We start from the raw sequence: 17,995 nt of genomic DNA on the forward strand, positions 1-17,995 counted from the left end.
ATGTCAATTCTTGATAAATGGAAAGACTACATTCCAGCATCCAGCAAAGGGAAAGAGGAAAAAGAGGAAATCCCGCAGGAGGAACTGCGGGAGAATTTGGAACTGACGGCCAAGCCTGAGGGGACTACCTCTTTCAACCGTAAAAATGTGATGATTGGCTTGGGCGTTGTGGCTCTGATTTTCACAGTGGCCTTTGTTTATGGCATATCTACGGCATCTACGGCGCAAAAGAACAAGCAGCAGGAGAAGTCACAGGTGGAAACCGTAGATACAAGCCCGGAGCATTTGAAAAATGCGCCGGACAGCTACGGGGACAGCAAAACCAAGAAGTATGATCAAAAGCCGGACGGCGAAAAAAAATCCAAGCAAAAGAAACTGAAAAAGCCGGAGGATGATGTGGAATACATTGAGCCGGAACGGCGGCCAGCTCCAGCCTATACGAGGATTCCTGCCAGCAACTATACACCGCGCACAACACCTATGCCAAGAGTAGCTGCACCGAATGCAGGAACAGGGACACAAAGAGGTGGGCTAACGCCGGAACAGAAGATTGCAGCCGAGAAGCAGAAGGAGAAGATGGCAGCTAATCAAAGCCCCATTGGATTCAAACTCAACGAGGAGGATAAGAAATGACAGGTTTTTCCAGTAGGAAGCTGAAATGTGCCGTGATTGCTGGCATGGCTTCTATGGTGCTGATGGGGGGGACAGTATCGGCTAATGAGGCTTACGATGCCAAGATACTGGCTGACCAGCAGAATGTAGCGCAAATGGACACAGATCAAAATAAGCAGCTTTCCAAACAGGCCTTTGCAAGGCAGAAGGTGGACACGGAGACTTTTTCCGGGTACTTCATGCAGGATAAGTTGTCTGATTATCAGGTGTTTGCCGGGACAATCATTCCGGGCATCATGATAACAGGGCTTAACTCTGACCTGCCGGGAAACATCATCGGGCAGGTATCGGAAAATGTCTATGATACCACCACGGGGCAATATCTGCTTATTCCGCAAGGGACGAAAATCATTGGTAAATATGATTCACAGACCACTTTTGGACAGAACAGGGCGCTGGTGGTGTGGAATCGTCTGATTTTCCCTAATGGCAAGTCCATCCTCTTGGGAAACATGGTAGGCGGTGACAGGGAAGGTTATTCAGGCTTCAAGGATAAAGTACAGTCCCATTATGGCCGTGCTTTGTGGTCGGCTGTGATTGGCGGTATAGCTACTGGGGGCGTGGCTGCAGCTACTTCATCAGGGAGCAATGATAACAGCTGGGGAGCCGAAGCGGGGAAAGGTGCTGCCAATAACATTGCTCAGGCAACAAATTCCATCACCCAAAAGAATCTCAATATCCAGCCCACGATTATTATTCGCCCCGGCTACCAGTTCAATATCATAGTGGACAAGGATTTGGTGCTGGAGCCTTATGAGGGTTGACTGTGATGGAGAAAAAAAACATAAAGCGTCTCTTTTTGGCGGTGCTGCTTGGATTCCTGCTTGTCGGGAATTGGGCTGCTACTGAATATTTTGCGGCAAAGCTGGGCTACCAACCACTTCTTGGTAGCCCTATTTTTTCGCTGGGAGAAAGGCCGATATACCTTCCGTGGGATTTTTGGGTGTGGTTCATAAAGTTCTATGAGGATGCGCCTAAGGTCTTTGCTATGGGATTTTCCATCATTGGGATATGCTTCGGTGCTGGCATTGTGATTGTGGCCATGCTTAGGCGTGTATTGATAAAAAAGCCGCTTACCAGCTGCGGGACGGCTCATTGGGCAAGTCGGAAAGATATTGAGGAGGCCAAGCTATTAGATGGTAAGGGCGTTTTCCTTGGGAAAACGGAGGACGGTTATTATTTACGCGACAACGATAATCGTCATGCCTTAGTGGTAGCACCAACGCGAAGCGGTAAGGGCGTTGGCCTTGTGGTGCCCACAGGCTTGTCATGGACAGAATCCATAGTCTTTATAGACATAAAGGGGGAAATATATAGCATCACTTCCGGCTATCGGAAAAATACGCTTCATCAGACGGTTATTAAGTTTGACCCGACAAGTGACGAGGGGAGCGCCGGGTTTAATCCCTTGGATGAAATCCGGCTCTATACCAATGATGAAATCAAGGACACTATAAATATTGTTCATGCCATAGCTAGGCCGGATGGAAGCGACAAGCCCGATCACTGGCGGGATTTGGCTGCTTCTATGATTGAGGGCGTAGTTCTGCATCTAAAGTATATCCAAAATGGGGATGCTTCCTTTGGGGATGTGCTGGGATATGTATTTGGTGAGATACCGATTCGCCAGCGGTTGCAGGATATGGCCGTAACCGTTCACGGGAAAAATGATGAGCAGAGGAAATTCCTGCAGGAGGCGTATGGTGCTGAGGATGGGGTGCATCCGTTTGTTAAGCAGAAAGCCTATACCTTCTTACAGAAGGAGGACAAGGAATTTGCTGGCATCATGTCAACGGTGGAAGAACTGCTGAAGGATTTTTCTGATCCGATTCTTGCCAAAAACACCAGTTTTTCCTCTTTCCATATTCGCGACCTGATGTATGCTCAGCAGCCAATATCTTTGTATCTCATTGTCCCGCCGTCAGATTTGGAGCGTATGGCCAAGTTCTTCAGGCTCATAGTTGTGTTGATATACCAACGGCTCACGGAGCATATGGCATTTGAAGATGGCAGACCTGCCCCGGACTACAATCACAAGCTGCTTCTGCTCTTAGATGAGTTCCCCGCCTTGGGGCGTATTGTGGAATTTGAAAAGTCGCTGGGCTATATTGCAGGTTATGGTCTAAGGGCATTCATCATTATTCAGGGACTTAACCAGCTCTTTGCCCAGCATATGTATGGCCGTAATACCAGCATTATTGATAACTGTCACATTCGCGTATTCCATACGCCGAATGATGACCAAACGCCAGAGTATATGTCCAAGATGATGGGCAAGGAGACGATTGAGGTTAGGAATCGCACCTTCCATAATGACCTTCTCCAGTTTTTAGGTGAGAATAGCTACAATGTGCAGGAGAAGGGCAAGGATTTAATGACGGCAGCTCAGATTTCTGAGCTGGACGGCGAAGCGGAGATTATCTTTGTGGCCGGAAGGGCACCGATTAAGTGCCGGAAAATCCGCTACTTTCAAGATAGCAATTTTATGAAACGATTACAGGCAGAGGTTTCCACGGATTCCCTTTATGAGTTGGAGGAGCGCAAGGCGCGGAAAATGGAAATTTGCGCTGCCTTGGCCGAACTGGATGCGGACAAGACAGAAAAAGCAAGGTATCTGCGGCAGTTAAAGGAAAAGATGGAGGAAATTGCTGAAGCTGAATATATTGCCAAGAGTGAGGCAGCCATAGCAAAATTCAAGGACAAACAGCAGGAGGCTATGAATGCAGAAATTGATGCTGCCTTGGGAATGCAGTTGGCCGGGGATGGTACCAATGAGGAGGTGGCCAAGGATGCCTCTGAAAATGAAGATGATGAGGCAAAGGAGGAGCCAGTAGATGATTCTCCGTTGGATGAAACGGCGCAGCCGGACGGTTTCATGGATATAACATCAGAAACGTTCATGGAAGGTCAGGATGATTTTGAAGTAGATTTTTGAATTAGGTTGATAATTGTTGTGATAACTATTATAATACTTATAGAGATTATTTTGATTCGACCTAGTGTTATAATAATATTAGAAAGGTGGAAACTATGAGCGATACTGACAAGGAACTGAGCCATTTAGAAAAGCTGGAGGCTCGTATGGCCAAGCTGCGAATGCAGATTGCCAAGGAGAAAAAGAAGGAATCGGCCAAGGTTCGCAAAGAGCGAACCCACCGCCTGATCAAAAAGGGTGGTTTGGTCGAAATGGTTTGGGGCGATTCTGTGGATGCTGGCTTGCTGGTGGGGCTTTTGGATTCACGGAAGGAGCTTATACAAAATCCCGAAAGTGGACAGGCACGGGAATTAAAAGCCCGTGGCGATAAGTTGATAGCGGAGCGGGAGCGTGGAAAGGAGGCTCACAAGAAGGATGGAGGCGCAAGAGCAGAATCTGCTGGAAATCCGGCAACAACAAGCACAGCGGGACAAAACGCTGAAAATGCTGCGGACAGCTATGCGAGGATTCATTGATTATTTCGATGACCCGCGAGTGGTGGAAATCATGCTGAACGGCGATAAGTCTTTGTGGATTGAGCGTGTCGGAGAGGGCATGATTGACACCGGGCGAAGAATTGAGCCGGTGGATGCTGAACGCTTTATTTCCATAGTCTCCACGGTTACACAGGATAAAATCAACAAGCAAAAGCCGTACTTGTCCGGCGAACTTCCAATATGGGGGAGCCGTATTCAGGCGGTTATCCCGCCGGGGTCGGTGAATCCAGTTTTCTCCATTCGCCAAAAGGCGAAGGTCATTTTCCCCTTATCGGATTATGTGGCCAAGGGTATCATGACCGAGAAACAGCATAATGTCATTTTAGATACGGTTTGGCAGAGGAAAAATATCTTAGTGGTCGGAGGTACGGGCACAGGTAAGACTACTCTCACTAATGCGATTTTGCAGGAGATAGCCAAGACAAAATCCCGGCTTCTGATACTGGAAGACACGGCAGAGTTGCAGTGTGATTACTCAAATACGATATTCCTGCGCCAGCGTGAAGGGTTCTCCATGCGGCAAATGGTTCGTTCCTGTATGAGACTTCGCCCTGACCGTATCATTGTAGGTGAGGTTACGGATGGGGCAGCCTTAGATTTGCTGAAAGCGTGGAATACTGGTCATCCCGGCGGTATATCGACAATTCATGCCGATAGTGCGGGGGCTGGCCTTATCCGCTTGGAACAGCTTATTCAAGAGGTGCTGCCGAATCCTCCCCGTGCGCTCATCGGTGAGGCGGTGGATGTAATTGTTTATATTGAGAGAACGGCTAAAAGCCGTGTGATAAGGGATGTCTTGGCAGTGGACGGCTGCCGAGGCGGGGAATATGTGACGAGGAAACTTGCTTAATTTGCTTGCTTGCTTTTTTTAGGAGGTGCAATATGGCTGAACGCGCCAAGGGCTTTGTTGTCCCTATTCATCAGTCCCTCACGAAGCCAGTTTTGATGTGTGGTATTCCGAGAGACTTATTTTTGCTTAATGGCACATTTGCAGCATCCTTTGTGATGATGAAGTGCTATCCCTTGATTCTGATAAATGTGTTCCTTCATGTGGTTGCCCTGTCCTTTGCCAAGAAGGACGAGCAATTCTTCGAGGCGTTGAAGCGACATATCAATGACAGAAAGTATTATGAGGTTCGATAGATGATAAATTTACGAGAGTATAGAAAGGATGCCTCCGGCCTAGAAGATTACATTGGCTGGTGTGTCATGATTGAGGATGGTATTATCCTCAATCATGATGGATCACTCCAGCAGTCTTTCCGTTATCGGGGGGCAGATTTGGATTCCTCTACGGAGGATGAGCTGGTGGTATCGGTAGCCCGCCTGAATAACTGTTTACGGCGTATTGGTGGCAACTGGTGCCTCCAAGTAGAGGCAAGACGGGAGCAAAGCAAGCAATATGCAGCGCGGCAGTTCCCGGATGTATGCACAGCCTTGATTGATTCGGAGCGTATGGCAGCCTTTGCCGATTCCGGCAGGTACTATGAAAGCACCTATTATTTCACGCTGCTCTACTTGCCTCCCAAGGATAAGTATGACAAGTTCAATAAGATTTTTATTGATGAGAAGGAAGTAACGGATGCCGAGCATGACCGCATTGAAATGAATCTCAAAAACTTCAAGACGGAAGTGCAGCGGGTCTACCAGTTATTCTGTGAGGTCATGCCGGAGTGCCACGCCTTGGATGCCGAAGAAACCTTGACCTATTTGCATTCCTGCATATCGCCTAAGAAGCACAAGGTCAGAAAATCCAAGATGTTCTGTGAGTACCTGAATCAATATCTTACAGACACGCCATTACATGGCGGGCTTCATCCGAAATTGGGAGATTACCATTTAGGCATTGTATCGGTCAAGGGATTCCCGCAGGAATCCACGCCGGGAATATTAGATGCTTTGAACCGCTTGGATTTTGAATATCGTTGGGTTACACGGTATCTGCCGCTGGATAAGGTGGATGCCCAAAACGAGATAGAAAATTACAGGCGGCAGTGGTTCGCCAGCCGTAAATCCATTTGGACACAGCTGAAAGAGGCCATTACCAAGAGCGAAAGCGCGATGGTGGACACGGATGCGCTGGAAAAATATGATGATGCTCAAATGGCCTTGCAGGAGCTGGGCGCAGATGTGGTCAGCTTCGGCAAGTTCACACAGGTCATCATTGTAATGGATAAGAGCAAGGAAAAGGTTGATACGCGAGTGCGTATGATTGAAAAGACCATCAACGGCAGAGGTTTCACGACAGTACATGAAACAACGAACGCCGTTAATGCGTGGATGAGTTCGGTTCCCTGTATGCCCCGGAACAATATCCGCAAGTATCTTATGAGCAGCCTGAACCTTGCCCATATGTTTCCATTGTCTGCCGTATGGGCAGGGGAAGCATGGAACAAGCACCTGAATACACCACCTCTTATGCGGTGTAAGACCTCCGGGAGCACTCCTTTCCGTTTCAATCTTCATGTGAAGGATGTTGGCCATACAATGGTGGTCGGCCTGACGGGTGCAGGTAAATCGGTTCTTTTGAACACGATTGAAGCGCAGTTTCGCGGGGTGCCGGATGCCCAGGTCTATGTCTTTGATAAAGGTGGTTCATCAAGAGCCTTGACGGCTGGCGTAGGAGGCTCCTTCTATGACTTGGCCAATGAGGACGAAGATAGCCTTTCCTTCCAGCCATTGGCGCACATTGACAGTGAAAATGAGCGAAACTGGGCTATGGAATGGATTTTGCAGATTTTGGCGCAGGAAGGTATGGATAAGATTACCCCTACGGACAAGGCTGAGGTTTGGACGGCACTCAACAAGCTGGCCACCGCGCCGGAGGACGAGCGCACCATGACAGGACTCTGTTTGATGCTTCAGGATGAACGCTTGCGGGATGCCTTAAAGACCTTTACCACGGCTTCGGCATCAAATCCTGAAGGTGGTGCTTATGGCCGGCTGTTCGATAGTGAACATGATTCCCTGACCTATGGGAATTGGCAGGTCTTTGAAATGGAGGAGCTAATGGAAAAGAAGTCGGCCGTTATGCCGACACTACAATATATTTTCCATCGGCTGGAGCAGAATTGCACAGGCAAGCCCACCATTTTGGTGCTGGATGAATGTTGGGTGTTCCTAGACAATCCTATGTTTGAGCAGAAAATCAAAGAATGGCTGAAGGTCATGCGTAAAAATAATGTGTCGGTGGTATTCGCGACACAGAATCTTGAAGATATTGCCCATAGCAAGATTGCCCCGGCCATCATTGAAAGCTGCCGGACAAAGATTTTCCTGCCGAATCCCAGCGCAACAAATCCCAGTAATGACGAGATTTATAAGATGTTCAGCTTGAATACCAAGGAAAGATGGCTTATTGCTACGGCAACACAGCAACGCCAGTATTACTACAAGTCAGACCGCAATAGCCGCCTGTTTGAGCTTGGCTTGGAGCAAATGCCCTTCACACTGTCTTATGTGGCCAGCGCAAGCAAGGAAGATCAAAAGAAGGTGAAGGAACTTTTGGCCACCTATCCGCAGGATGAGTTCAATGAACACTGGATGGAATACAAGGGGATGCCGGAAGTCATTGCTTATATTGAGAATTTGAAAAATGTAAAACATGAATCAGCATGAGGAGGATGATTTTCATGAGTAAGTGGAAAAAAAGTGCAGGGGCAGTTGCCGCAGCTACGGCGTTCTTTTGGGGAAGTGCGGCCTATGTGCCAGCACCAGCTTCAGCAATGGTAGTCTATGACCCAACGAACCATTCAGAGAACTTGGCAAATAAGCTGCAACTCATAAAATCTTATGAAAAGCAGCTGCAGCAGTTCGATGCCCAGCTGAAGCAGCTGGCAAAACTTGATCCATCACAGCTTTCCTCCAGTGTTCGGCAGGTGCAGGAGATGGTTACGGAAATGAACAAGATTCGTACCAGCGTAAACGCTATTGGCACGGATTTCCGCACGGCTATGACGGAGTTTGATAATAACTTTACGGATTATACCAAGTGGAACGGGGCTTCTGCTCAGGCCTATGCTGACCAAGCAGACCGGGTAAATAAAACCGTAGAGAAGGGGATTAAGCAGAGTATTTTGAGCCAAGGACTGGCCTCCCCGGAAGAAATGCAGAAAACCACGGATTCCCTCAGTACCCTCTTGGAGGCTTCACAGAATGCGGAAGGTATTGTAGGCGTGACACAGGCAGCCTCACAGATTGCGGGGCTTCAGGTCAAGGAAATGCAACGGCTGGAGGCTATTGTGGCCGATTCCATGAAAGGGCAGAATCTGTACTTGGAAAAAATGATACAGTCGGATGAGGCCAGCGCACGGGTGGCAGAGGAGTTCTATCAGACGGACGATTTCCATCAGACGGCAAATGCCAGTGTTGAAAGCCATACGGCAGATTTTCAGGATTAAGGGGGAACTACAATGACGCGACTTTTGGAGTTGTTTATGAGATACAAGGCTATTATGGTGCTGATGTTTCTTTTGATTATTGGTGGCGTGGCGTTCTACTTGGGGCAGTCATCGGCTAGTCCAGTAGAGGATGAAGGTTCTCCGAAGGTGCAACAGGAAGAACATATCAGTAAGAATCAGGCAGATAATAAGGCTGATAAATCTTCGGATGAGGCAGCAGCAAAAGCAAATGCCAAAACGGAAGCTGATATTGAGAAGATGGCCAAGCAGCTGGATGAGCACAAAAAGGAGATAGAGGAAGACAATACTAATGGCACAGTGGAGAATGGCACTGTGAAGATGGCACCGCCTAAATTTAGTGCTCCGAAAGACCTGAAGACAAGACAGGCTGATTTCAAGGACTAAGGTGAGACTATGGATTTAGCGGTATTTGACCAAATATGTTATCAGTTTGAGACAATAGCAACAGGCGGGGTGCCGCAGATAAAAGCCTTGGTTATGGCAACTTTTTGGATGTTGGCCACGATTGATGCTTGTATGGCTTTTCTGACTAACTTGGATGATGGTGACCATTTCAAGATCCTAATTCAGAAGTGCTTGAAGATAGGTTTTTGGATGTTTCTGCTCAATAACTGGGGAATGTTCTGCAGCCTCATAAAAAACAGCTTCATTATGGCGGGGAGTGTCATTGGTTCCGGCGGTGGTATGGGGCTTATGCAGCATCCTTCTGTTATTGTGGCGCAGGGAATCACAACACTGGAGCCAATCTTAAAATTTGAGAAGAATTTTACTGGAATGTCGGATGTGCTCTCTAATTTGCCTATGCTATTGGCAGGGGTTATAGCTTATGTGTTTGGGTGCATATCTTATGTGATATTAGGGGTTCAGGTGGTGCTGACCTATGTAGAATTTTACTTAGTATGTGCTCTGTTGACGGTGTTTGTTCCCTTCGGTGTTACCAAGTGGACATCATTTCTTGCAGAAAAGGCCATTGGCGGTGTGATTGCCTACGGTGTAAAATTGATGGTCATGTCCTGCTTAGTGGCCATTATGCCGGATGTGCTAAATTCTTATGCACCACTTATGGCCATGAATCCTGATAATGCCTTGACTGTTATGGTGGCATTGGTGGCGGTATCTGTATTATTAGCGTTCCTAGCTTGGCAGGCTCCAGCCCTGGCCGCTTCAGTTATGACAGGTGGCCCGTCACTCACGGCAGGTAGTGCAGCTGGCTTTGGTGCTGGTGTAGCTTTAGTGGCTGCCGGTGCAACAATGGCAGCAGCTAAAGGCGTATCAGCGGTAGCAGGAATGGCTGGAGCTGGCGGTAGTTCGGCTGGTAAGTCCGGCGCGGCAACGGCAGCTAGTCAGGTGAATAGTAGCAGCACCAACACATCAACATCAAATAATACTTCTTCATCGTCTTCAACGACAGGAGGCGGTGGTCAGTCTTCACCAACATTTAGTAATGGTGGTACTTCAAGCTATGGAGGCGGTAGTTCATCTTCGGGTAGTTCCGCTGCTGGAGGTGGTGGCGCATCTAATGACGGTTCGTCTTCAGGTGGAGGAGCTGCAGCTAGTGGCGGTAATTCTGCTGGAGGTAGTGCGCCAAATGGCAACACAAGCAAGACTGCTCCAGCAGGTGCCGAAGGATATGCTGGAACTGCTGCGGGAGGTTCCGCAGCCAGCAATACCGCTAATTCTTCTGAAATGTCATCAGGTGGAAATACAGGTGATGCCAGTACAGCCGCAGGAGGTTCGTCCAGTGGCTCATCCGGCGGTTCATCGGGAAGTAGTCCGGCAGGTTCACAAAGTAGTTCTGCTTCCAGCGAACAAAGCAAATCGCCTACTTTTTCAGAGGCAATGGGCAAGATGGCTATGGCGAGAAATGCGATTCCGCAGGAAGCAAGCCCGCAAGGTGGTATGTCTGCCCCGATAAGAGATTAAGGGGGTGGATGATATGACACTAAAATGTAATCTGCGAAAGCTCATGTATGAGCATGAGATAGAGACATTTGCTGAAGTGATCCGATTGACGGGAGTCAATCGAAACACCATCAGTAAACTGTATCATGGCCGGAGACTGGACAAGGTTCAGCTGGGGACATATATAAAGGTTTGTGACGGGCTGGCTTGTAATTTGAATGAATTGCTGGTATATGAATAGCAAGATAGCAGGGGAATAAATCTCCTGCTATTTTTATACATTTTTTAATACATATTTTAATAAAAAATCTTGAAATGGTTAATAAATTTTGCTATAATGCTTTTTGTAAAGATTATTATCATATTATTTGGAGGGATTTGTTTATGAATCTTAAAATTGCCAACGACAACGGAAACAGCGAGCATGACCTCATCATTGATGGGAAGCTGGTGCAGCAGCCGAATGTATTTGCAAAAATCATGCGGGTGCCGAACTTGGATGATGTCAACAAAGAGTATGTCCTGAAGAATCTTCATGACAATCTGCTGGTTTCCATTGAAGGTGGTTTGTATTACATCGGCCAGCGGGCTTTGGAATCCGGCCAGCCCTGCCGCGCTATTGAGGTCGGTGTGGACAATAACAAGGTAACGAGTGATATTGTTTACATCAACACGCTGGCACATTCGGCAGCTGCCGCCATTGAGGAGGCTGCTGGCAAGGATTATGACTTGAGCGCACTGGATGAGACGATTACTGCCCATGTGGACATGGCCACGGCTCTCCCGGTGTCCTACTTCAACAAGAAGAACTGTCAGACGTTCAGCGAGAAGTTCACTGGCAAAAAGCACCATGTATGTGTATACATTGGCGATAAGGAAGTAATGGTTGAACTGATTTATGACTTTGTGAAGGTCATTCCTGAAGGTGTAACGGCTTCCTTTGCGCTGAAAGAGAACAATGAACTGTTTGAGGAATATAACAAGCAACATAAGGATGCCCCGCTGGACAAGGCTGATTTTGCAGAGAACAAGGTTCTGCATATCGCTGTGGGCGAAGGTACCACGGAGTTCCCTGTAACTACGGATGTTCATTTCAAGCCGGACTTCATCAGTGGTACCAATAACGGCAATGGCCATGCCATTGATGCCGTGATTGATGATTTCAAAGAGCAGTTCGGCCTGATGAAGCTCACCCGTCAGGAATACTCTGATATTCTTCAGGATGAAGGCCACAAGTACCATGCTACGGCTGTGGAGTTCATTATGCCCGCCTTGGAGAATCAGGCCGAAGAAATCCTGCATAAGGCCAAGCAGGTGATCCAGCAAGCAAACAACGAGATTGATGTGGTTTGCGTGTATGGTGGTGGCTCCATTATGATGCGCGAAGCACTGGAGAAGAAACTGAAGGACTTCTGTGACCGTGCCATGATTAAGCTCCTGTATATGCCGAAGAAGTACGCAGTTACATTGGAAGTAAGCGGCCTGAACGTGTTCCTTAATAGCAAGGTCTTTGCCGCTCTCAAAGAAGCATCGGCAGCAAATAACTAAAGGAGGGACGGCGTGGAGCTGCCTCCACGCCCTAAAATATGGCATTTATAACAAAGTCGTTTCGCTTTGACGATTCGCACCCTGTACTGAAGGATTTCGTGGCCAAGCAGTCCAACTTCAGCAAGGCTATGAAGTATTTGGTATTTGACTATTGTAGCAAGCATCCTGAGATTGAGGACTTGGCGGTTAAATATCAGGTGGTATCGGATGCAGCGGTTCTTGACCGTATGCGTGCGATGACACAGACAGATTCCGCACAGGAAGCCCAGCCGGAGGCAAAAGCAGAGGAAAAGACCGAAGCTGCTCCAGCACCACAAAAGAAGAAAACATCCAAGAAGGATAAAAAGAAGTCTTCGGATGTTAATCTTGATGATTATAGCGAGTATATGTAATTAGCTTTTAGAAATCTTAGTGGAGAAACTGTATAGTTTCTTCTCTAAGATTTGTGTTTTGTTATTGAGGATGGTATTTAATGAAAATATTTGTAGGATTTGTAGAAGCAATTTTTATGTTTTTGGTAGCTGAAAAAATGTTTGACATATTTCGTTTTACATATTTTCCGTTTAGTCCTGAACCGTTCTTTTTACCAAATCTAATGGAAAATTTATTTATTGGCTTGATGTTTGTTTCTCTTATTCCAGCAGTAATTGCCCATAAAAAAGGTAGGAATTTTAACATATGGTGGATTTATGGATGGGCGTTTTTCCTTATAGCTATTATTCATGCTATATTGTTAAAACCGAACGATGATGCAAAATTGAAATCAGGTAAATATAAGACTTGCCCTCAATGTGCAGAAGTAATAAAAGAAGAAGCTATTGTATGTAAGCATTGTGGTTATCGTTATGATACCTTAGCTGATATTGTAGAATAATCTTGATGAGTATAGCGAATATATGTAATATAGACCCTGCCTTAAAGGTAAGGGGGTTACACAATTTGAATATCAGATAGTACATAGATAAAGCAAGTAATAAAAACAGGGGTAGGCTGTTGGCCTACCCCTGTTTTTATCTAAATGCCGTCCCTAATAGCAGTTCAGGGATGGCTTTCTTATGATATTACCAAAAAAGGGGAGGCGACAGCCTCCCCTTTTTTTAGTATTCGCATTCATCATCGTATTCATCGTCATCAAAATATATTATATGGCCAAAACCACCCCATACAGCTCCTTTGGAGGCCATACCCATTTTTTCACCTCGGATTTTATCTTCAATAACTTTTTTTATAGATAAATCTTCCTTAGTGTTGGTTAAAACGCTAAATAACCAATTCCTATATGTATCTACGATAATATCAGATTGTTCAATTAAAGAATTTTTGAAATCTGCGTAGGGAATTAACTTTTCTACCGACACATAAAGATATTTGTATTTAGCTGCTTCATCCCATACCCAAAGTTCATACCTATCCATATATCTATCTTCACAAAATTCCATAAAAAATTCAATTTTATCATCCACTGATATTATTTCAATACTTCGTTTTCTATTATGTGATTTCTTTTCAAATATTCTATATGCTTCATCTTCGAGAATTTCACCAATGGACATATCAAAATACTCTGCCAAGGAAACTATATTATCAATTCCGGGCATTTTTGAACCGTGTTCCCAGTTCTGAACTGCTTTTGTTGACACACCAACATATTCAGCAATTTGTTCTTGTGTTTTATCATGAAATTTGCGTAATTCGGATAATCTCTTTCCAAAAGAAACGCAGTCAAATTTATATTTATTGTTCATAATTCTTCCTCCTCTTTTTATTATATTATAGATTTTCAGTCATGAGAAGGAACCGGCGGTTCCGCAAAATAGGTAAATTTTCTTGATAATAACCGCTAATAGTATTATAATACGAGGTAAGAGCATTTTTATTATACTAAGTATTAAAATAATCGTTATCGGGGTGATAAATTGAAGGTAATCATAGCAGAAAAGCCCAGCTTGGCTCGAACTGTGGTACAGGCATTGTCGGGCAAAGAGAAATTTGACCGCAAACAAGGGTATTTTGAAGGTCAGGAGACGATTGTCACTTATGCTTATGGCCATTTGTTCCAGCTGCGCGACATGGGCGAATATACAGGGGAAACGGCTTGGAAGCTGGAAGGGCTGCCGTTTATCCCGGAAAAATTCAAGTTCCGGCTCAAAACATCAAAGGATAAGGCCAAGGATGACAGTGTGAAGCAGCAGTATGAAACTATTCGGGAGCTTATTGGCCGGGATGATGTGGATGCGGTGGTGAACTGCGGGGATAGTGACCGTGAGGGGCAGGTTATAGGGGATTTGATTATTCATAATGCCCTTGGCCAGCTGAAACAGAAAAAGGCGGTTTATCGTCTTTGGCTGCCGGAGCAGACAGAAGACACGATACGCCATGCCGTCAAGACCATGAAACTGGATGAGGAATATCAGAATCTTTTCCATGAGGGCTTGGCTAGAACATACATGGACTGGCTCTTGGGGATCAATCTGACACGGTTCCTTTCGGTGAAGCTGAATCACTTTATGCCCGTGGGCAGGGTGCTTATTCCCATTGTGAAGATTATCTATGACCGGGACATGGAGATAAGAAACTTCAAGCCAGAGAAATACTTTGTCTTAGAGAGTAACGCAGAAACCAACGGTGAAGCGGTAAAGCTGACCTTCAAAGAAAAGTATGCAAGCAAGGCAGATTGCCAGTCTATGCAGGAATATCTGAATGGTCAAAAGGCTACCGTTATAAAGGTAGAGCAAAAAGACATCATAAAAAGAGCAAGCAAGTTATTTTCCCTAAGTACCTTGCAAAGCCGTCTAAGTAAGCTGCATAAGATGACATTGGCTGACAGTCTGAAAATCATTCAGGGGCTTTATGAGAAGGGCTTTGTTACCTATCCCCGCACCAACTCAGAGTATCTAAGTGAAGCGGAGAAGGGCAAGGTAGAAGCCATTATTGCCAAGTTGAACGGGGAGCAGCCCTATTTGGCCATGAAGGACAGCAAGGGAATTTTTGATGATTCCAAGATAGAGAGCCATAGTGCCCTTATCATTACCAATAAATTCCCAAAAGCGGATGAGCTTGGCGCGGATGAGCAGCTTGTCTATGACACCATCAAGAATAGATTTATCTGCAATTTCCTTATAGAGGACACGGTAATGTCCCGGACTGGCATGGAGATTGCTGTGGGGAAGGAAAACTTTGAATTAAAAGGGGATGCTGTGAAGCAGCCCGGATTCCTGACGTATGAACCATTGACCAAGAAAGAAAGCATTCTGCCTAATCTCAATGAGGGGGATGAGGTGGCGGTGGACTTCCGGCCCGTAGAGAAGGAGACAACGCCACCTGCAAAGTTTGATATATCCATGCTATCGAACTATCTAAAAAATCCTTTCCGTGATGAGCTAAAGGAGGCAGACGGTGAGGCCGGGGAGGCCGAAGACGATGCTGCCGAATATCGAGCTATGCTTGCAGGTGTGGAAATCGGCACGGAGGCCACAAGAACCGGCATCATTGAGAATGCGAAACACGCCAGCTATATATCAGAGAAGAACACAAAGCTGTCCATTGAACCAATGGGAGAAAAGCTGATAGAATCCCTTGATAAGCTGCATATTAACCTCTACAAGGAAAAGACCGTGGAATTTTCCAAGCTACTGAAGCAGGTTTTCCATGGCGATACGGAGGTTCAGGAGTGTGTGGACTTTACGGCCAAGGAACTGCGCTCCATCGTGGACGGCGGGGCAGCCGTCACGCTGGAGCAGATTGCGCCAGCAGAAAAAGAGGTCATTGGCAAATGCCCGCGCTGCGGGAAGAATATCTATGAGAGTACCAAGGCTTTTTACTGTTCAGGCTTCAAGGCTGAACCAAAATGCAACTTTACCATGTGGAAGAAGGATAAGTTTTGGGAAAGTCGGGGGAAGAAACTCACCAAGGCTATGGCCATAAAGATGCTTCAGGGTGTCAAGGTGAAGGTCAAGGGCTTGAAGAAGAAAAGCGGTGATGGTACCTATGATGCCTATATTTCGATGGTGGACACAGGAAAATGGGTCAATTATGAAATGACCTTTGAAAAATAGGGGGCAGGAAAATGAGTTTTTTGAAACGCTGGCTTACACCATATCAGACTTGCACGCCGGAGACGGCTAAGAAGATTCGGCAAAGTGTGATGCCTTTTTCGGAGATAGGGGAACACTTGGAGCATAGGGAAGAAGCAAAAGCAGCCTATCACCGTTTAGGGGAGGGCGATAAGTTGCTGATACTGTTATTTGTGCTAAATTCTATTATGCTGGTGGCTACGGCGATATATGCGCCGACAGTCACCTATACATGGTTTTATAAGGGATGGCAGGGCGTTCAGTTTGCCTTTATGGTATATCTTGCTTACCATCTAAGCCATAGGAGGCGGTAAGATGCGCGGCCTGAGAATTTTTTGCTTGCTTGCTTTCCTTTTGAATTTTGGGGCTTCCGCTGCGCTGGCAGAGGATTTGCCTGTTACCTCCAACTTTGGATGGCGAGTGCATCCCATAAGCGGAGAGTATAAATTTCATTCAGGGGTAGACCTGGGCTATCCCTACGGCACCGGGATTCTTGCCTTATTTGATGGCGTGGTGGTGGATGCCGGAAATTTCGGTGACGGATATGGAAATCAAGTGCTTATCTATGAGCAAGCGGATGATACCTTTACCCGTTACGCCCATTGCAGTGAAGTTTACGTTTCTGCAGGGGAAGCAGTACAGGCAGGTCAAATGATCGCAGCCGTAGGCAGCACGGGAAACGCGACCGGGCCACACCTGCATTTAGAATACATAGTCCCCGGCGAAGGGGGCTATCAGTACGCTGATCCGTTGGCGTTGTTTTGAAAAGATATAAAAATAGGCTTGGGCAACAATCCCAAGCCTATTTTTATATCTTTTCACCTATGGTGGAATATTGCTGGCTTTCATCGGCCAACTTCGCCCATCCTTCTGAATCTTGGAAGGAATCAATGCGCTGTTGTGCTTCGTAAGGGGTGGAATAAGATTCCCGGAATACTTCATCCTCCCTGCCACGGGGGGATGTGTAGATGGTGGTTTCTTGTACTGGGGAAACACTGCAAACATGGAAGTTATGGCCATCGGTGGAATCATTGTAGAAAATAACCCGCTTATCCTTAAACTCCACCTGCAGACGGTCTGCATCCAGCAGCTCGAAGCGACACTTTCGCTTTCTTTCCACTGTTAAGACGGAGCGGACTTCCTTGGTGGCCAGCTTCAGGAGATTATCCCGTGGCCATGTTTGCCCCATGAACTTATCTTGTAGAAAATCCTCTATGCGTTGCCGGGGCTTCCAAAGGCGTTCGGCTCCTTCGCGTGTAATAAACCAGCCCACGGCGGTTTCTACCGCTTCATCTTCAGTGAGGCGGTGGTTTATACAGGCGGTAAATACGTTGGTGGTGGCTATCTCAAATTGCTCTGATACTTCAGCAGTGGATAGCAATTTGCTAACATCTTGGATGCTGGTAATTTCCATTATGCTTTTTCTCCATTCTGCGCTTTCTCCAGTTCAACCGTCAGATAATCCAGCATATCCTGTAATTCTGCTATTTCCTTGTCCTTGCTTTTTATGGTCTGCTGCTGTTCCAATATCATGCTAACCAGTTTTTGGTTTTCAGTCTTTAGCTGCTCAATATTCCCTACATCCGTCTGAACGGAGTCAAGAGCATCGCTGTAAGTGGTGAATACATCCAAAAGCTGGTGATGTAGCTCATCGCAAGTAGTGGCAAGGCGTTCACTGGCTTTCTGCAGATCAATGAATTTCTTTGCTTGCTTGCTTCCTCTGTATTTATCAATAAGGGTTCTGAACATATCAGCGCGGGTCATGTGGTTTTTTTCCGTCATTTCTAAAAAGGCGGCTTTTAATTCTTCGCCTACACGCAAAGCGATTACGTCCTTTGTTCGTTCCATGCTATCATTCCCTTCTTGGTGGACTGTTTATGTTAGTATACCATGTTTTATGTTTTAATA

General features: G+C 46.2%; 20 protein-coding genes. 17 read left to right on the forward strand and 3 right to left on the reverse strand.

The window, feature by feature from the left end; translation table 11 throughout:
• The 14 genes from FZ040_RS12430 (at position 1) to FZ040_RS12495 (ending at position 12,888) form a co-directional block, all read left to right on the forward strand.
• Positions 1-633 (forward strand): hypothetical protein, encoded by a 633-nt coding sequence (locus tag FZ040_RS12430; protein WP_149172287.1) that lies wholly within the window; start codon positions 1-3, stop codon positions 631-633.
• Positions 630-1,436, forward strand: coding sequence for a TraB/TrbI/VirB10 family type IV secretion system protein (locus FZ040_RS12435; RefSeq protein ID WP_149172288.1), 807 nt, complete (start codon positions 630-632; stop codon positions 1,434-1,436). The genes FZ040_RS12430 and FZ040_RS12435 overlap by 4 nt, the downstream gene beginning before the upstream one ends.
• Before the next feature lie 5 nt (positions 1,437-1,441).
• Positions 1,442-3,607: a type IV secretory system conjugative DNA transfer family protein gene (locus FZ040_RS12440; RefSeq protein WP_255448887.1), complete on the forward strand. Its 2,166-nt coding sequence runs from the start codon at positions 1,442-1,444 to the stop codon at positions 3,605-3,607.
• 95 nt (positions 3,608-3,702) lie between these two features.
• Positions 3,703-4,122, forward strand: a complete 420-nt coding sequence (locus FZ040_RS12445) for a conjugal transfer protein TraD (RefSeq protein WP_149172290.1) — start codon at positions 3,703-3,705, stop codon at positions 4,120-4,122.
• The gene (gene trbB / locus FZ040_RS12450; RefSeq protein ID WP_149172291.1) at positions 4,022-4,993 is read left to right on the forward strand and encodes a P-type conjugative transfer ATPase TrbB; all 972 of its coding nucleotides are present in this window, start codon (positions 4,022-4,024) and stop codon (positions 4,991-4,993) included. The genes FZ040_RS12445 and trbB overlap by 101 nt, the downstream gene beginning before the upstream one ends.
• A 32-nt stretch (positions 4,994-5,025) precedes the next feature.
• Entirely contained in the window at positions 5,026-5,286 is a 261-nt protein-coding gene (locus FZ040_RS12455) for a VirB3 family type IV secretion system protein (protein WP_149172292.1), read from the forward strand.
• Positions 5,287-7,761, forward strand: coding sequence for a conjugal transfer protein TrbE (gene trbE / locus FZ040_RS12460; protein WP_149172293.1), 2,475 nt, complete (start codon positions 5,287-5,289; stop codon positions 7,759-7,761).
• Positions 7,762-7,775: 14 nt separating this feature from the next.
• Entirely contained in the window at positions 7,776-8,543 is a 768-nt protein-coding gene (locus FZ040_RS12465) for a TrbJ/VirB5 family protein (RefSeq protein WP_149172294.1), read from the forward strand.
• A 12-nt stretch (positions 8,544-8,555) separates the two neighbouring features.
• A complete protein-coding gene (locus FZ040_RS12470) occupies positions 8,556-8,948 on the forward strand; it encodes a hypothetical protein (RefSeq protein ID WP_149172295.1) in 393 nt (130 codons plus the stop codon).
• Between the two features lie 9 nt (positions 8,949-8,957).
• Positions 8,958-10,487 (forward strand): P-type conjugative transfer protein TrbL, encoded by a 1,530-nt coding sequence (trbL, locus tag FZ040_RS12475; protein WP_149172296.1) that lies wholly within the window; start codon positions 8,958-8,960, stop codon positions 10,485-10,487.
• Positions 10,488-10,500: 13 nt separating this feature from the next.
• Positions 10,501-10,707 carry a helix-turn-helix domain-containing protein gene (locus FZ040_RS12480; RefSeq protein WP_149172297.1) on the forward strand — a complete coding sequence of 69 codons (207 nt, stop codon included), beginning with the start codon at positions 10,501-10,503 and terminating at the stop codon, positions 10,705-10,707.
• Positions 10,708-10,850: 143 nt separating this feature from the next.
• Positions 10,851-12,014 (forward strand): ParM/StbA family protein, encoded by a 1,164-nt coding sequence (locus tag FZ040_RS12485; RefSeq protein ID WP_149172298.1) that lies wholly within the window; start codon positions 10,851-10,853, stop codon positions 12,012-12,014.
• 38 nt (positions 12,015-12,052) lie between these two features.
• Positions 12,053-12,406 (forward strand): hypothetical protein, encoded by a 354-nt coding sequence (locus FZ040_RS12490; protein ID WP_149172299.1) that lies wholly within the window; start codon positions 12,053-12,055, stop codon positions 12,404-12,406.
• An 80-nt stretch (positions 12,407-12,486) separates the two neighbouring features.
• Positions 12,487-12,888: a zinc ribbon domain-containing protein gene (locus tag FZ040_RS12495; RefSeq protein WP_149172300.1), complete on the forward strand. Its 402-nt coding sequence runs from the start codon at positions 12,487-12,489 to the stop codon at positions 12,886-12,888.
• A gap of 223 nt (positions 12,889-13,111) precedes the next feature.
• Here the strand turns inward: FZ040_RS12495 and FZ040_RS12500 are convergent, their stop codons facing one another.
• Positions 13,112-13,759, reverse strand: a complete 648-nt coding sequence (locus tag FZ040_RS12500; RefSeq protein WP_149172301.1) for a helix-turn-helix domain-containing protein — start codon at positions 13,757-13,759, stop codon at positions 13,112-13,114.
• A gap of 171 nt (positions 13,760-13,930) precedes the next feature.
• On the opposite strand from FZ040_RS12500, the gene FZ040_RS12505 reads away from it, so the two are divergent.
• From FZ040_RS12505 to FZ040_RS12515, 3 genes are read left to right on the forward strand one after another with little or no spacing between them, the layout of a single operon-like run.
• Complete coding sequence (locus FZ040_RS12505) at positions 13,931-16,069, forward strand: DNA topoisomerase (RefSeq protein WP_149172302.1); 2,139 nt, start codon at positions 13,931-13,933, stop codon at positions 16,067-16,069.
• A gap of 11 nt (positions 16,070-16,080) precedes the next feature.
• The gene (locus FZ040_RS12510) at positions 16,081-16,401 is read left to right on the forward strand and encodes a hypothetical protein (protein WP_149172303.1); all 321 of its coding nucleotides are present in this window, start codon (positions 16,081-16,083) and stop codon (positions 16,399-16,401) included.
• Position 16,402: 1 nt separating this feature from the next.
• Entirely contained in the window at positions 16,403-16,852 is a 450-nt protein-coding gene (locus FZ040_RS12515; protein ID WP_149172304.1) for a M23 family metallopeptidase, read from the forward strand.
• Between the two features lie 43 nt (positions 16,853-16,895).
• Here the strand turns inward: FZ040_RS12515 and FZ040_RS12520 are convergent, their stop codons facing one another.
• Complete coding sequence (locus FZ040_RS12520; protein ID WP_149172305.1) at positions 16,896-17,501, reverse strand: hypothetical protein; 606 nt, start codon at positions 17,499-17,501, stop codon at positions 16,896-16,898.
• Positions 17,501-17,935: a hypothetical protein gene (locus tag FZ040_RS12525; RefSeq protein ID WP_149172306.1), complete on the reverse strand. Its 435-nt coding sequence runs from the start codon at positions 17,933-17,935 to the stop codon at positions 17,501-17,503. The genes FZ040_RS12520 and FZ040_RS12525 overlap by 1 nt, the downstream gene beginning before the upstream one ends.
• Between the last annotated feature and the right edge of the window lie 60 nt (positions 17,936-17,995).

Origin of the sequence: Pseudoselenomonas ruminis (genome assembly GCF_008271295.1) — a bacterium.
GTDB classification, from domain to species: Bacteria; Bacillota; Negativicutes; order Selenomonadales; family Selenomonadaceae; genus Selenomonas_A; species Selenomonas_A ruminis.